We start from the raw sequence: 15,879 nt of genomic DNA, 5'->3' as shown, positions 1-15,879 counted from the left end.
GGCGCTATTCTAATCGAGATAACTATCTTTACAAAACGAAATACAGGCTATTAGAAATTTTTTTGTCAATGTCAATAAACTGTCACTACTCAAGAGTAGTGTTTTTCTGTATAATTTGCCCTCAAACTTTAGGCGTATCGAATTTACATGTCAGATATTAAAACACTCCGTAACATTGCCATCATTGCGCACGTCGATCATGGTAAAACGACTTTAGTCGACAAACTTTTACAACAATCAGGTGCATTAGGTGATCGCGCGGGTGAAATCGAGCGTGTGATGGATTCAGGTGCAATTGAAAGTGAACGTGGTATTACCATTCTTGCAAAAAACACTGCAATTAAATGGACTGATGCGCGTACAAATACAGAATACCGCATTAACATCGTGGACACCCCAGGACATGCTGACTTCGGTGGTGAAGTTGAACGTGTAATGTCGATGGTTGACTGCGTACTTCTTCTTGTCGATTCTCAAGAAGGTCCAATGCCACAAACTCGTTTTGTGACATCGAAAGCCTTTGCGAGCGGTTTGAAGCCAATCGTGATTATCAACAAAGTAGATAAGCCAAGTGCGCGTCCTGATTGGGTAATTGACCAAGTATTTGATTTGTTTGATAACTTAGGTGGTACTGACGAACAGTTAGACTTCCCAGTTGTTTATGCTTCAGGTCTTCGTGGTGTTGCTGGTCCTTCTCCAGAAGAACTTGCTGACGACATGACTCCATTGTTCCAAACAATTGTAGATATCGTTGAACCACCAGCAGTTGATGTTGATGGTCCATTCCAAATGCAAATCTCTTCACTTGACTATAACAGCTTCGTAGGTGTTATCGGTGTTGGTCGTATTCAGCGTGGTTCAGTTAAATTAAACACACCTGTAACTGTTATCGACAAAGAAGGTAAAACACGTAACGGTCGTATCTTAAAAATCATGGGTTACCATGGTCTAGATCGCGTTGACGTTGAAGAGGCAAATGCTGGTGATATCGTTTGTGTAACAGGTATCGATGCACTTCATATTTCTGACACGATTTGTGATCCGAAAAATGTTGAAGCTTTACCACCGTTATCTGTAGATGAACCTACTGTTACGATGACTTTCCAAGTAAACAACTCACCGTTTGCGGGTAAAGAAGGTAAATTTGTTACTTCACGTAATATCCGTGAACGTCTTGATCGTGAATTGATTCACAACGTAGCATTACGTGTTGAAGATACTGACAGTCCAGACCGTTTCAAAGTGTCTGGTCGTGGTGAACTTCACCTTTCAGTTCTTATTGAAAACATGCGTCGTGAAGGCTTCGAAATGGGCGTATCACGTCCACAAGTAATTTTGAAAGAAGTTGACGGCGAAAAGCAAGAACCATACGAAAACGTAACATTTGACGTTGAAGAACAGCACCAAGGTTCGGTAATGGAACAAATGGGTTACCGTAAAGGTGAAATGACCAATATGGAAGTTGACGGTAAAGGCCGTATCCGTATTGAAGCAACTGTTCCTTCACGTGGCTTAATTGGTTTCCGTTCTGAATTCTTGACCATGACTTCTGGTACAGGGATCATGACATCAAGCTTCTCGCATTACGGTCCAATGAAACAAGGTACTGTTGCGAAACGTCAAAACGGTGTGTTGATTTCTATGGTTCAAGGCGTTTGTTTGGGCTATGCATTATTCACATTGCAAGACCGTGGTCGTCTATTCGCTAAACCTCAGTTAGAAGTTTACGAAGGTATGATCATTGGTATTAACTCTCGTTCAGATGATATGGTTGTTAACCCAACTAAAGCGAAACAGTTAACTAACGTTCGTGCATCTGGTACTGATGAAGCATTAACTTTAACACCTGCAGTGGAATACACGCTTGAACAAGCGCTTGAATTCATTGAGGATGATGAGTTAGTTGAAGTAACACCAAAATCAATCCGTATCCGTAAGCGTTACTTGACTGAAAACGAACGTAAACGTAACCGTGATAAATAATTTTTCTTAAATGAAAAAGAAAAAACCGCTAAATTAATTTAGCGGTTTTTTTAATCGTTCTATTTAAAATTAAACTAAGCTTAAAATCATATTTTTCTTATCAGAGAATATGTTGTTAAAGTGTGAGATAGTTTTCTTTTTTTTGATAAAAATATTAAATTATCAATATCATGGCGATTACTATCTAAATCGATAAGATGCCAATGAAAAAGAAAAATATGACGTGTTTCGACCCCCGACATCTGGAGATGTTTAGATGAGTATTATTCAAGAATTTAAAGAATTTGCCATTAAAGGCAATATGATGGATTTAGCCATTGGTGTGATTATTGGTGGTGCTTTTGGCAAAATCGTAGACTCTTTGGTAAAAGATATTATCATGCCAATTATCAGTGTGATTACTGGTGGTGGTGTTGATTTTTCGCAGAAATTCATTGTTCTAGGATCAAATCCTGCCAACCTGCAATCTTTAGATGCTTTGCAAAAAGCAGGTATCAATGTTTTAACTTATGGTAATTTCCTCACCATTTTAATTAACTTCCTGATTTTGGCTTGGGTCGTTTTCTTAATGGTGAAATTATTAAATAGACTTCGCCGTGATAAGAATGAGCCAGAAGCTCCAGCTGCAACTCCTGAAGATATTCAGTTATTGCGTGAAATTCGTGATGAGTTGAAAAAGCAAGCTTAACAATATTCTGATGTAATAAAAAACGGTACTCTAGGTGCCGTTTTTTATGACTAAGTATTTTTATGTTGGGCTAAAGATATTGATAAAATTGGAAAGCTATCGGTAAGCTTAGCTACGTATATTGTAAAAGGGGTATAAATAAATGAATCAGCTTTTTGTATATGGAACTTTATGCCCAAATAAAGCAAATGCTCATATTTTAGAGCAGATTGGCGGTCAATGGACAAAAGCCAGTGTGCGAGGCATGATTCACATTTTAGATTGGGGACCAGACAAAGGCCTAAAAGCGCTAGAGCTAGATTTGCAAGCAAACTGGGTAGAGGGTTATCTGTTTAGTACAGAAAAGCTTGCTGAAAACTGGCAGATGCTTGATGATTTTGAAGGTTTTCAATACCAGCGTGTCATCGCAGATGTGAAGCTTGAGTCAGGAGAAATGATTAAGGCTTGGACATATCAACTGAATGTGCAGGCTCAAGCTTCTGAAAACCATCATTAAAATAATGGAATCAACGTAAACTGCCCATTCTGAATTTAACTTCTAAAAGATGATAACCAAACTGGCTTTTAATTGGACCTTGTAATACACGTTCAGCAGCGGTAAATACCACTTTATCGATGACGGGAACCAGTTGCCCTTTTTTGACTTCGCCTAGTTCTCCACCGCGTTTTGCTGAATTACAAGTTGAATATTGCTTGGCAATTTTGGCAAAGTCAGCGCCATTTTGTAGCTTCTTTTTTAACTGTTCTGCCAAGTCTTTTTCTTTGACCAGAATATGTCGAACGATAGCTGTTTGCATTGTAACTTCCTCTGAAAACTAGAGCTTATTGGGCTTTTTGAGGGGTTGGCATTCTGGGCAAAATACACTAGCACGTTGACCAAGTTTTAAATTTTCTAAAGGGGTTTCACAGTTAACGCACATTTCTCCAGCACGACCATAAGCGAGAAGTGTTTGCTGAAAATAACCATTTTCTCCCATGGCATTGCTGTAGTCTCGTAAAGTCGAGCCACCTAAATCAATTGCCGATTTTAAAATTCGTTTAATCTCGATAACCAGTTTCTCGATCTGCTGAAGACTTAAGTCTCCAGCTGGCTGAGCAGGATGAACTCCGACATTAAACAAACTTTCAGTTGCATAGATATTGCCAACACCCACCACAACATGATTATCCATAATTGCAATTTTTGTGCCGACTGATTTATTTTTAAGTTTTGAAGCTAAATATTCTGCATTAAAGTCGGTACTTAAAGGCTCAGGCCCTAAAGTATCAATTAACTTCCCTTGTGTTTCAGAATTTAACCAGAGAATGCAGCCAAAGCGACGAGGGTCATGATAGCGTAACTCATGTTCTTCAAAGCGAATGATGAAGTGGTCATGTTTTCTCAGCTCATCATGTGGTTGACACAAGCGGAAGCTTCCTGACATTCCTAAATGCCAGAGCATTTGATCTTGTTCAAACTCTGCCAAGATATATTTAGAACGACGGTTTAGCCCAATCAGACGTTGCCCAACAAGTTTTTGAACATCATCGGGTATTGCCCAGCGTAAGCTTGGGTTACGTACTTCAACACTTAGAACTTTTTGATTCAATAGAGGAAATAAACTGGTTTTGGTTGTTTCGACTTCGGGTAACTCAGGCATCGCCAACTCGCAGAATTAACAGATATACTGGATTAATCAAGTATAACGTGTGGTATGTAATATTTCAGAGATTACTATGTCAGATATTTTACCATTAAGCTGGTTTCAACGTGAAACCTCAGAAGTGGCTTATGATTTAATTGGATGTGTGTTGTGTAAGCGACAACCTGATGGGCAGGTCATTCGGTGTACGATTACCGAAACTGAAGCTTATTTGGGTGTTCGGGATAAAGCTTGCCATAGCTACAATGATAAACGTACTGCTCGAACAGATGTAATGTATGGCACTGGAGGCACGATTTACGTCTATTTAATTTATGGCATGTATGAAATGCTCAATCTGATTACTCAGACAGAAGGCATTCCTGAAGGAGTAATGATTCGATCTGCATTTTTAAGTGGTGCTTCAACCAAAAAAGAATATAAGCTTTTAGCTGGACCCGGCAAATTAACACGCTATTTGGGTATTGATCGGACTTTAAAAGGTCAAACCTTAGGTGGAAAATCTGGGCTATGGATTGAAGCGGCTTCAACACAGCCGGAAGTAGTCATGACGCCACGTATTGGAATTGAGTATGCCGAAGAAGCAAAAGATTGGCCTGAACGATATTGCTGGAAAGATCATCCATCTTTGAGCCGATAATTCTAATCTGGAAATCAATTTTTAAATATCGATGAAGAGTGTTCCAGATTTACAACAATGCAGATCGAATTCAATATCCAGACAAGACACAGCTTTTTGTTATCATAACTACAATATAAATAAAGGAAATAAGCATGTCCTTATTACGCTTAGACCGACTTCACTACTGTATTTTGATGAGTATGGGCTGCATTTCTAGCCCATTTGTTTGGGCAGATGACTCAGCTCAAGATATTACGGTATTGCCAACTTTACATGTTGAAGCAACTCGTACCGATACAACTTATTTGCAAACACCAGCTTCTGTTTTTCGAATAGATGCACCTCAAGTTGATACTTCTTCACAAGTAAATTTAACCGAGGTTGTGAAGGGGATACCGAGCTTACAGATTCGTAATCGTGAAAATTATGCTCAAGATTTACAGCTTTCCATGCGTGGTTTTGGTGCACGTTCTACTTTTGGTGTTCGAGGCATTCGTCTATATGTAGATGGTATTCCTGCAACAATGCCAGATGGGCAAGGTCAAACATCTAATATCGATTTAAGTAGTCTGGACCATGTTGAAGTTCTAACTGGACCTTTTTCATCGCTATATGGAAACTCATCTGGCGGTACAATTTTAACTTCTACTAAAGAAGGTCAAGGGAAAGACTCAATCGAGCTGAGCTATTCGGGAGGCAGCCACGATAAAAGCCGAGCGGGAATCGTGCTACAAGGTGGGGCAAAAGGTGCAAATGAACCAAGTTATGTTATTAGTTCATCATACTTCGATACTGATGGTTACCGAGAGCATAGCGGTGCAGAAAAAGTATTAAATAATGCAAAGCTTAGTTGGAATCTTGATGATGGTAGCAAAATCAACTGGATAACCAACTATGTAAAAATTCATGCAGACGACCCGCAGGGTTTAACGCATGACCAGTGGAATGCTAATCCAAAGCAACAAGTTCCATTTTTAAAGCAATTTAATGTCCGTAAAGATATTGAACAAACTCAAACGGGTGTGACTTGGTCTAAACCGATTAATGACCAAAATGAACTCTATGCCATGGCATATTTAGGTAATCGCCAAGTCACTCAATATCAATCTATACCTAAATCAACACAAGATGCCAGCCTCAATCATGCGGGTGGTGTGATTGATTTTGAGCGTAATTATTATGGTGCTGATTTCCGTTGGACAGGTAAAGAATTACTTCCAAATACCACTCTAAGTGTTGGTGTTGCACTTGATGCAATGGATGAAGATCGTAAAGGTTTTGAAAACTTTAATTTAGTAAACGGACAGCCTTCTTATGGCGTCAAAGGTAATTTGCGTCGTGATGAAGACAATACCTTGTGGAATATCGACCCATATTTACAAGCGTCATGGCAGTTCTTACCAACGTGGCGTTTAGATACGGGTGTACGCTATAGCAATGTCCATTACAAATCTAAAGATAACTATTTAAGTAATGGCGACGATAGTGGTAAGACTGATTATAGTAAAGTTTTGCCTTCTGCTGCTTTAAGCTGGCAAATTTTACCTGAACTGATGGCCTATGTGAGTTATGCCAAAGGTTTTGAAACGCCAACTTTTACTGAAATGGCGTATCGTCCAGACGGAGAAAGTGGTTTTAATTTTGATTTAACCGCATCCACAAGCGATACCTATGAAACAGGCTTAAAATCACAAAACCAATTAGGTGATTTTGCTTTGGCAGTTTTTCAAACTAAAACCAAAGATGACATCGTTTCTGCTGGTAACTCAAATGGTCGATCAACGTTCCGTAATGCAGATAAAACCTTACGTGAAGGCGTGGAGTTTGCATGGAATAAAAAGTTGTGGCGAGATTTAACTGCGACTGCTAGTTATACATATTTAGATGCAACTTTTGATGCTGATATTCCAGCTTTGGGAAGTATTGCTCAAATTCCATCGGGGAATGCCATTCCAGGAATTGCTAAAAACCAAGCTTATGTCTCTTTGGCTTGGCAGCCATCGCATGGTCTATATGGCGGGGTAGATGTACAGTATATGGATAAAGTATACGTGAATGATACCAACAGTGACGCAGCGCCAAGCTACAGTGTAACCTCAGCTAATGTGGGTTATGCATGGGTAATGGGCGACTGGAAAGTGAATAGCTTTGCCCGTGTTGATAACCTATTTGATAAGAACTATGCAGGTTCAGTGATCGTAAATGATGGTAATGGACGCTACTTTGAACCAGCGGATGGACGTAACTGGAGTGCAGGTTTACGTGTAATTAAGCAATTCTAGGAATTAAAAATGGCAAAATTATTTGAAACGGTTAACTTTGGTTCACTACAACTGGTCAATAGAATTGTAATTGCTCCGATGTGCCAATATTCGGCAACAGATGATGGTGAAATTACCTATTGGCATGAACAGCAATGGGCAAACTATGCATTGTCTGGTGCAGGACTTTGTATTGTAGAAGCAACTGCTGTACAAGCTGAGGGGCGTATTAGTTATGCTGACCTTGGACTATGGAATGATCAGCAACGTGACCAAATCAAAGCGTTGTTAGCTAAGGTTCACACACTTTCACCGATGCCATTTGGAATTCAGTTAGCACATGCAGGACGTAAAGCGTCTACTGAAAAGCCGTGGTTAGGCAAAGGTCAAATTGCAAAAGATCAGCCACATGGATGGCAAACGGTTGCACCAAGTGAAAGTACTTTTTCTGTTCATGATGCAGCGCCACATGCTTTGACCATTGCTGAGATTAAACAAGTTCAACAAGACTTTGCAGCGGCTGCAAAACGTGCTGTAGAAGCTGGGTTTGAGTTGATTGAAGTTCATGCTGCACATGGTTACCTACTACATCAATTCTTATCACCAATTGCCAATCAGCGTACTGATGAATATGGTGGTTCTTTAGAAAACCGTATGCGTATGACCCTTGAGGTTCTTCAGGCAATTAAACTCGTTGTTCCTGAAGGTTATCCAGTTGGCGTTAGACTCTCTGCGACCGATTGGTTGGAGAGTATCGAGCATTGGGATGTTGAATCTACAGTGGGTTTATCAAAAGCTTTAGAGCAGTTGGGCGCAGCCTATGTGCATGTGTCTAGTGGTGGCTTACACGAGCATCAATCTATTACGATTGGAGCAGGTTACCAAGTTCCATTTGCTGAACAAGTCAAAAAGCATGTGTCCATTCCAGTCATTGCTGTAGGGTTAATTACTGAGCCAGAACACGCCGAACAAATTTTGGAAAACCAGCAAGCTGATGCTATTGGTCTTGCTCGTGCAATGTTATATGACCCAAGATGGCCTTGGCATGCAGCCGCGGCTTTAGGTGCAGACGTTAAAATTGCGCCTCAGTATTTACGTTGCCAACCTCATGGATTAAAGCAGCTTTTTAACTCGTTTTAATTGTATTGGGCAAAGTCATCTTTGCCCATTTTTCTTTCGCTAAGTGAGGAAGGTCAGTGGTTTTTCAGGTTATTTTACCTATCTTGATATTGCTATTGATGGGCTATGTTTGTGTCCTCATCAAATTGGTAACGCCTGAACAGATCAGGGCTCTTAGCGCATTCGTAATTAAAATTTCTTTACCAGCTTTTCTAATCCATTCATTGGCAAATAAAAACTTACAAGACATTTGGCACCCCGCTTATTTTCTTGCTTATGGTGGTGGGTCCTTAATTTTATTTTTCTTGGCTTTTATTCTTTATCGAAAATATTTTAAAAATAGTTTAACTCATAGCGCCGTGATTTCGATGGGCGCATCTATGTCCAATACTGGATTTATGGGAACAGCTATTTTAACCATGTTGATAGGTAATCACGCTGCGATTTATATTTCTTTAACACTCATCATTGAAAATTTATTGATTGTGGCGCTGATGCTCATTCTGGCCGAAGCTGGGTTACATCAACAGCAGAAACTATTACCGCTTTTAAAACAGACTTTTTTAAACTTACTCAAGAATCCTGTCATTATCGCGATTTTGGTTGGAATGGGATGCATTCTTTTCGATGTTAATCTTCCTACGACTCTTGATCAGTCTCTAGAGTTACTTGGACGTACAGCTTCGCCCTTGGCTTTGTTTGCAATTGGCGGGAGTTTAGTGGGTATCAGAATCACAACAGTAAATACAGAAAGTATTTTGTTGGCGATATTTAAAGTTATCCTCATGCCATCTGTTATTTTTTCTCTCTTTTTAATAACTCCAGATGTAAGTCGTGAGATGCTTTACGCAGGAACATTAATTGCTGCTTTACCAATGCCGATTGCTTTCGGAATTTTTGGACAGGCTTATTGTTTAAATGAAAAAGCATTAACGCCGCTTATGATTAGTACAGTTGTTGGTTTTATTGGCGTTAGCGGGCTGATTGCTTTGTGGTGGTAAAAGAAAAGCCCCTTACGGGGCTTTTCATTGACTATTTCTTTGGTGCTGGCTGTGCGGGAGCATTTGCAGCCTGTTTACTTTTTTCTGCAATAATCTTATCAACCGAGGCTAAAGACTCTTTAGCGTTAGGAACATTTTGATTGGCAAGTTCAGTAAAGATCTTTTTGGCCTCAGGTAAATTTTGCGGAATAATATTGCCATTCGCCATCATGGTCGCTAAAGCCATAGACGCAGGAGCGTAACCTTTTTGTGCGATTGACTGTAGGGCTTCGATGCCTTGGCGTTTCATTAACGGATTTTTATTTTCTACACCTTGGCTAATATCATAAAGTGCTTTCACCTGAGTAGCAGGATAGTTACCCTTCCTAATTAAAGGCGCTAACTTTTGAAGGGCGATTTGATGTGACTGCGGTTTTTTCTGAGCGAATAAAATCGTCGCAATTTTCACAGTTGCATCGTCAGAACCTTGAGCCGATGCTTTTTGAATATATTGACTGAATTTGTTGCTGTCTTTGGCAACACCTAATTCACCAGTCTCATAAATTTGTGCAAGCGTGTAACTCGCTTGGGCATAACCCTTATTTGAAGCATCTTCATAATATTTGAGCGCTTTAGAAGAGTCTTTTGCCGTACCTTGGCCCATTTGGGTCATATAACCTAAGTTATAGATCGCTTGAGCATTGCCTGTTTGGGCTAAGCGCTGCATTTCCTGAAAGGCAGCAGGGTAATTTTTTGCTGCATAAAGTTGTTCGGCTTGTTTAAACGCATCTGTTTTAGTAGCAGCTGAGGTGTTATCTGCTGCAAAAATTGATGCACTTGAAAGGGTGATTAGGCTTGCGATTAGTAATTTCTTCATTTCTTTTTAACCTTTTACTTCGTAGCTACATCATTCCGTTGATGCATTAAAATAGTTTCAATTTCTCATCATAAATATTGATAGCTGAAAGTAAACAGCCGATTTGTATATAAAGCGCTGCACTTTGGGCAAATTGTGGAGAAAAAACACCCACTCACATTCATAAAACGGAGTGGGTAATATTATTATTTTGCTGACTGAAGTAATGCTTCAATTTGTTTGGCATCACTTGGTACGCCAGAAATTCTTTGACCATCTTGTAAGAACAGAGTCGGTGTTCCATCAATATTTAATTTATTACCTAAGGCGATGTTTTTCTGTATTGGAGTCGAACAATTTTTGCTGGTCGTAGGTAATTTACGATTAAGCATATAGTTTGTCCAAGATTCTGCCGGATTTTTTGAGCACCAGATTTGATTAGATACTTTTTCGGCGTTTGGATGCAAACTGGTCAGCGGGTAAAGGAAAACATATACCGTTACGTTATCAACACCAACCATATTTTGTTCTAGGTGTTGGCAATATGGGCAATCAGGATCAGTAAAGATGTAGATCGTACGTTCGCCTTTTCCTTTTACGTACTTAATTGCTTGATTGAGCGGTAAGCTTTTAACATCAATTTTACCTAATTCGGCAATACGTTCTTCAGTCATATTTTTTTGTTGTTTGATGTCGACTAAGTTACCAACAAAAAAGTATTTCGCATCTTGGTTGGTATAGACAATACGACCACTTGTATACACTTCATAAATGCCTTGAACTGGCGACTGATAAACACCTTTTACAGGCAAATCTGGATAATTCGTCTTAAGATTTTGTTCAAGTGCTTTAACGTCAGCATGAGCAGAACCGAAAATAGCCAAACTCAACATGAGTGTAGCAAGTTTAGTTTTCATCTTTTTTCTCTTTAATTTCAACAGGGTTAATGATGGCATATAAAACTTAAAAATTTGATGTTCTAATCTAATGAAATCATTAGTGTTTTGTATCTATAAAAAAGCCCACTAACTTAGAAGTGGGCAGTTCGAGCTAATAAAATTATTATTGTGGTCTTGCAACATCGCCACTTAAGGCTTCAGGTAACTCAAGAACTTGAAGACCCAACTCTGGTAGAGCAGCAGGTTTTGCAACAACTAAAGCAAGATAACCTTCATTATTTGCAATACTATTAACAACTTCAACATCGTTATTTAATTGAGTTGCTGAAGCTGGTGCCTCGCCTGTACCTTGAACCAGATGTAACCAGTGTTTTGGTTTTGCTTTAAACCAAAGACGCGCCACAATTTCCTGACCTAGATAACAACCTTTATCGTAATTTACGCCTTCACGTTGATGTAAACGTAATTCTTGTGGTTGGAACACATGTTCAGTTGCCTGAGTAATCCACGCTTGACCAGTCATAATGGCTTGTTTTTGCCATTCAGAAATATCAGTTTCTTGTGCAGAAAATTCAGTCTGATGACCAGTGATCTTTGGGAAAGCAGGGCCTTGTTCACTCAAGGTCATTTTTGAAAAAGCACCAAATTTTTTAACATGTTTGGCAAATTCTTCTGCTTGATCTTGAGTAACTACAATTTCAAAACTTTCAGGATTAATCTTCTTTAGCCACAAGCCAAAGTGAATACGACCTTTAAGATCACAAATGGCTGTATAGCGAGTTTCATTTTCAGCTAAACGTTCAGTATCTACAGTAACTTGGCCTTGTAAAAATTTTTGTGCATCTACACCGTTTAAAGCATATGAGGAGAAAGCGAGCAGACTCATGATTAATCTCAAATTCAATATGTTTCTTTATGATTGCTGACTATTTTGCTCCATTTTTACTAAAAAATCAGCCATAGTTTTCGTAATTTGATCCCGTCCGAACAAAGAGGTTTGTTTGAAAAAACACCAAAAATATACGTTCGTATAAATCTGAAGGTTTAAGCTAATAAACATAATTTCGATAATTTAAAAGAAATTAAAATAAGGAGAATATGATGGCAACAGGAACAGTGAAATTTCATCGCGTATTTAAGGCTCCAGTCGAGCGAGTTTATCGTGCATTTTTAGATCCAGACGCTTTAGTAAAGTGGTTGCCGCCACATGGCTTTACTGCCAAGGTTCATAGTTTTGATGCAAATGTTGGTGGCTCATATAAAATGAGTTTTACCAATTTTTCGACAGGTTCAACACACGCTTTTGGTGGAACATATGTTGAATTAATTCCAAATGAGTTAATTCGCTATAACGATCAATTTGATGATCCAAATTTACCGGGCACGATGCAAGTCACCATTACATTGAAAACGGTAATGGTGGGTACGGAAGTACATATTACGCAAGAAGGCATACCTGAAGTTATTCCCGAGGAGGCGTGCTATTTGGGATGGCAAGAATCTTTATCTTTACTGACTTTGTTAATCGAAGCGGATATCCCTGACCAATAAGCTTTCTAAAATTTTAATGAACTATTTAAAAAGTGAGTGGAGCTAAATCTACTCACTTTTCTTTTATAAGATCTATCTAAAATGTAAACCTTACTCAGAGAAAGATTATGGATATACACATTAAAAGAATTTATGAAAATGCAGACCCTAGTGATGGAAAACGTATTTTAGTTGATCGCCTATGGAGCAGGGGAATAAGTAAGGAAAATGCTCATTTGGATTTGTGGCTAAAAGAAGTGGCGCCTTCAACTGAACTGCGCAAGTGGTTCCACGCTGCAACGCCAGATCATTGGGAAGAATTTAAGCAGCGTTATTTAAAAGAGCTTGAAACCAACTCCGCAGTTGAAGAGCTGCAACACATTGCAGCAGAGCATACGGTTACGCTTTTATATTCAGCAAAAGATGTTGAGAATAACCATGCAATTATTTTGAAAGAATATTTATTAAGTAAAAACTCAAAATGAATGTATAAATTTTTTTTTGGTAAAAGTCTTTTATTTAAAACTTTAAAAAATGAGTCATATCTCGCATAATATACTTTTTGAGATTTTTTTCATGTCTTTGCCAAATTGCCCAAAATGCCAATCAGAATATACTTACCAAGATGGCGACTTATTGATTTGTCCTGAATGCTCAAATGAGTGGAAAGAAGGGGATGCATCGCTTACTGAAGAACAAGAAATTATTAAAGATGCTAACGGAAATGTTTTAGCCGATGGCGACAGCGTAACTGTCATTAAAGACTTAAAAATTAAAGGTTCATCTTCAGTCGTAAAAGTAGGCACTAAAGTAAAAACGATTCGCTTAGTTCCAGATGCAAGTGATGGTCACAATATCGATTGCAAAATTGATGGTATTGGTCAGATGAAGTTAAAATCTGAATTTGTAAAAAAAGCTTAAATTGTTAATTTTCATTACATTTCAGTAGAGATATGCACTTATATCTCTACTTTTTAAATTTCTAACATCATTATAATTTTATTACGAAAAAGTATAAAAAATGGGCTATTCAAAGAGTGATAGCCCATTTATATTGTCATAAATAACAAATAACTTTCGTCCAGAATAATAACGAAAGTCATACCCACACCAACAAAAAAATGAGGTTTTTATGGCAGGATGGTACGAAATTTCACTAGCGAGTGATGGACAATACCGCTTTATTTTAAAGGCAGGAAATGGTGAACCTATTCTAAATAGTGAGCTATATAAGGCAAAAGCCTCTGCTGTAAATGGTATTGAATCAATTCAAAAAAATAGTGGTGATGACGCACGATATGAGCGTTTAACTGCAAAGAATGGGAAACCTTATTTCAATTTAAAAGCTGCAAATCATCAGATTATTGGCACGAGTCAGTTCTATGCGAGCGAAGCTTCACGAGATAAAGGAATTGAGTCTGTTAAAACCAATGGTTCCTCAACGAACATCAAGGACTTAACAGTTCAGGCATAAAAATTGAGTTAAAAAAAGCAGCTTCTTAAAGCTGCTTTTTTATTTGTCTATTTATTAACGCGCTAACTTAGCTAAAAGCTCTTCTTTCGTTAAGTTGCTCGCTTCAGCATCGCGACGGCCTTTATATTCAAAAGTACCAGCATCAAGACCTTTTTCACCAATCACAATACGGTGTGGAATACCCATTAACTCAAGGTCAGAGAACTTAACGCCTGGACGTTCGTTACGATCATCAAGCAACACGTCAAAACCTTGAGCTTGAAGTTCTGCATAAAGTGCTTCTGCTGCTTCAAGAGTACGTGGTGATTTGTGCGCATTCATTGGAACAATTGCAATTTCAAAAGGTGCAATGGCTTGTGGCCACATAATGCCTTTGTCATCGTAGTTTTGTTCAATTGCAGCTGCAACAACGCGTGTTACACCAATACCGTAGCATCCCATGGTTACTGTAAATGGTTTGCCATCTTCACCTAGAACTTTACAGCCTAAAGCTTCAGAGTATTTAGTACCAAGCTGGAAAATATGACCTACTTCAATACCGCGTTTAATTTGTAGTGTGCCTTTACCATCTGGAGATGGGTCACCTTCAACGACATTACGCAAATCAAAAACTTCGGTAATTTGTGCATCACGTTCCCAGTTTACGCCTACTGCATGTTTATCAGCTTCATTTGCACCAGCAACGAAGTCTGAAAGCATAGATGCGGCACGGTCAACAATTACAGTTAAGCCTTTTTCGACTAAACCTTGTGGACCTGTAAAGCCAGCAGTTAAACCAAATGCTTGAAGTTGTTCTTCAGTTGCAAAAGTAAGAGGGGCAGCCACTAAAGGATGCTTCTCAGCTTTAATCTCATTCAGTTCGTGGTCGCCACGTACAAATAGAGCAACAACAGGAACATTACCTTTTTCGTCAGCAACACCTTGAACCAATAATGCTTTCACAGATTGCTTAGGATCGACATTTAAGAACTGACATACATCATCAATTGTTTTTTGGTTTGGTGTTTCAACCAATTTAAGTTCTTGTGTCGGTGCCGCACGTTCACCAACTAAAACAGCCTCAGCCATTTCAACGTTCGCTGCATAATCAGATTTAGTTGAAAATGCGATGTCATCTTCACCACTAGCAGCCAATACGTGGAATTCGTGTGAAGCTGAACCACCAATAGAACCTGTGTCGGCTTGTACTGGACGGAAATCTAAACCTAAACGAGTGAAAATACGACTATATGTGTCGTACATTACGTCATAAGTTTCTTGTAATGACTCTTGAGTTGCATGGAAAGAATAAGCATCTTTCATGATGAACTCACGTGAACGCATTACACCAAAACGTGGACGAATTTCATCACGGAATTTGGTTTGAATTTGATAGAAATTTACAGGAAGCTGCTTATAACTTTTGAGTTCGTTACGCGCCATGTCTGTAATAACTTCTTCATGCGTTGGCCCAAGTACGAATGGGTTCATATGACGATCTTTAAAGCGTAATAATTCAGGACCATATTGTTCATATCGACCAGATTCTTCCCAAAGACTTGCAGGTTGAGTCACGGGCATGAATACTTCCATCGCACCTGAGCGGTTCATTTCTTCACGAACAATCGCATCTACTTTTTTAAGCACACGTGTTCCCATCGGCAGCCATGTATATAAACCAGATGCCAATTTACGAATCATCCCCGCACGTAACATGAGCTGGTGTGAAATCACTTCAGCATCATTTGGGGTTTCTCTCAACGTTGCAAATAAAAAGCGGCTTGCGCGCATGGAAAAAGTCCTAAAAGTTAAGCGTTATAAAAACGCAGATTATACGATAATCGC

General features: G+C 38.9%; 17 protein-coding genes and 1 pseudogene. 11 read left to right on the top strand and 7 right to left on the bottom strand.

The window, feature by feature from the left end; translation table 11 throughout:
* Positions 1-147: 147 nt before the first annotated feature.
* The 3 genes from typA to F935_RS00755 all read left to right on the top strand — a co-directional run bounded on the left by typA (position 148) and on the right by F935_RS00755 (position 3,167).
* Entirely contained in the window at positions 148-1,983 is a 1,836-nt protein-coding gene (gene typA / locus F935_RS00765) for a translational GTPase TypA (protein WP_003655262.1), read from the top strand.
* Positions 1,984-2,239: 256 nt separating this feature from the next.
* Positions 2,240-2,671 (top strand): large conductance mechanosensitive channel protein MscL, encoded by a 432-nt coding sequence (gene mscL / locus F935_RS00760; protein ID WP_016137157.1) that lies wholly within the window; start codon positions 2,240-2,242, stop codon positions 2,669-2,671.
* Positions 2,672-2,813: 142 nt separating this feature from the next.
* Positions 2,814-3,167: a gamma-glutamylcyclotransferase family protein gene (locus F935_RS00755; protein ID WP_016137156.1), complete on the top strand. Its 354-nt coding sequence runs from the start codon at positions 2,814-2,816 to the stop codon at positions 3,165-3,167.
* Between the two features lie 10 nt (positions 3,168-3,177).
* On the opposite strand, the gene F935_RS00750 is transcribed toward F935_RS00755, so the two are convergent.
* Both F935_RS00750 and mutM read right to left on the bottom strand, forming a co-directional pair.
* The gene (locus F935_RS00750; RefSeq protein ID WP_016137155.1) at positions 3,178-3,468 is read right to left on the bottom strand and encodes a peptidylprolyl isomerase; all 291 of its coding nucleotides are present in this window, start codon (positions 3,466-3,468) and stop codon (positions 3,178-3,180) included.
* Between the two features lie 18 nt (positions 3,469-3,486).
* Positions 3,487-4,311, bottom strand: a complete 825-nt coding sequence (mutM, locus tag F935_RS00745; RefSeq protein ID WP_016137154.1) for a bifunctional DNA-formamidopyrimidine glycosylase/DNA-(apurinic or apyrimidinic site) lyase — start codon at positions 4,309-4,311, stop codon at positions 3,487-3,489.
* 76 nt (positions 4,312-4,387) lie between these two features.
* Here mutM and F935_RS00740 point away from each other — a divergent pair, with 76 nt between their 5' ends.
* The 4 genes from F935_RS00740 (at position 4,388) to F935_RS00725 (ending at position 9,317) form a co-directional block, all read left to right on the top strand.
* On the top strand, positions 4,388-4,954 hold the full coding sequence (locus F935_RS00740; RefSeq protein ID WP_016137153.1) for a DNA-3-methyladenine glycosylase: 567 nt from the start codon (positions 4,388-4,390) through the stop codon (positions 4,952-4,954).
* Between the two features lie 134 nt (positions 4,955-5,088).
* Positions 5,089-7,218, top strand: coding sequence for a TonB-dependent receptor family protein (locus F935_RS00735; RefSeq protein ID WP_016137152.1), 2,130 nt, complete (start codon positions 5,089-5,091; stop codon positions 7,216-7,218).
* A gap of 9 nt (positions 7,219-7,227) precedes the next feature.
* Positions 7,228-8,337, top strand: a complete 1,110-nt coding sequence (locus F935_RS00730; protein WP_016137151.1) for an NADH:flavin oxidoreductase/NADH oxidase — start codon at positions 7,228-7,230, stop codon at positions 8,335-8,337.
* A 56-nt stretch (positions 8,338-8,393) separates the two neighbouring features.
* Complete coding sequence (locus tag F935_RS00725) at positions 8,394-9,317, top strand: AEC family transporter (RefSeq protein WP_016137150.1); 924 nt, start codon at positions 8,394-8,396, stop codon at positions 9,315-9,317.
* Positions 9,318-9,348: 31 nt separating this feature from the next.
* Here F935_RS00725 and F935_RS00720 read toward each other — a convergent pair whose 3' ends face one another.
* The 4 genes and pseudogenes from F935_RS00720 to F935_RS18105 form a co-directional block, all read right to left on the bottom strand.
* Complete coding sequence (locus tag F935_RS00720) at positions 9,349-10,173, bottom strand: tetratricopeptide repeat protein (RefSeq protein ID WP_016137149.1); 825 nt, start codon at positions 10,171-10,173, stop codon at positions 9,349-9,351.
* Between the two features lie 185 nt (positions 10,174-10,358).
* A complete protein-coding gene (locus F935_RS00715; protein ID WP_016137148.1) occupies positions 10,359-11,069 on the bottom strand; it encodes a DsbC family protein in 711 nt (236 codons plus the stop codon).
* A gap of 145 nt (positions 11,070-11,214) precedes the next feature.
* On the bottom strand, positions 11,215-11,937 hold the full coding sequence (locus tag F935_RS00710; protein ID WP_016137147.1) for a CAF17-like 4Fe-4S cluster assembly/insertion protein YgfZ: 723 nt from the start codon (positions 11,935-11,937) through the stop codon (positions 11,215-11,217).
* Positions 11,938-11,996: 59 nt separating this feature from the next.
* Positions 11,997-12,111 (bottom strand): annotated as a pseudogene (locus F935_RS18105) (hypothetical protein).
* A 38-nt stretch (positions 12,112-12,149) separates the two neighbouring features.
* On the opposite strand from F935_RS18105, the gene F935_RS00705 reads away from it, so the two are divergent.
* The 4 genes from F935_RS00705 (at position 12,150) to F935_RS00690 (ending at position 14,055) form a co-directional block, all read left to right on the top strand.
* On the top strand, positions 12,150-12,602 hold the full coding sequence (locus F935_RS00705; RefSeq protein WP_080645487.1) for an SRPBCC family protein: 453 nt from the start codon (positions 12,150-12,152) through the stop codon (positions 12,600-12,602).
* A gap of 107 nt (positions 12,603-12,709) precedes the next feature.
* A complete protein-coding gene (locus tag F935_RS00700) occupies positions 12,710-13,066 on the top strand; it encodes a DUF488 domain-containing protein (protein WP_016137145.1) in 357 nt (118 codons plus the stop codon).
* A gap of 91 nt (positions 13,067-13,157) precedes the next feature.
* Entirely contained in the window at positions 13,158-13,502 is a 345-nt protein-coding gene (locus F935_RS00695) for a zinc ribbon domain-containing protein YjdM (protein WP_016137144.1), read from the top strand.
* A 211-nt stretch (positions 13,503-13,713) separates the two neighbouring features.
* A complete protein-coding gene (locus F935_RS00690; RefSeq protein ID WP_009389333.1) occupies positions 13,714-14,055 on the top strand; it encodes a YegP family protein in 342 nt (113 codons plus the stop codon).
* A gap of 54 nt (positions 14,056-14,109) precedes the next feature.
* On the opposite strand, the gene F935_RS00685 is transcribed toward F935_RS00690, so the two are convergent.
* Positions 14,110-15,825, bottom strand: a complete 1,716-nt coding sequence (locus tag F935_RS00685) for a proline--tRNA ligase (RefSeq protein WP_016137143.1) — start codon at positions 15,823-15,825, stop codon at positions 14,110-14,112.
* Positions 15,826-15,879 lie beyond the last annotated feature (54 nt).

The organism is Acinetobacter calcoaceticus ANC 3811, assembly GCF_000399665.1.
Classification (GTDB): domain Bacteria; phylum Pseudomonadota; class Gammaproteobacteria; order Pseudomonadales; family Moraxellaceae; genus Acinetobacter; species Acinetobacter calcoaceticus_B.
This window is presented reverse-complemented; position numbering and strand designations above follow the sequence as displayed.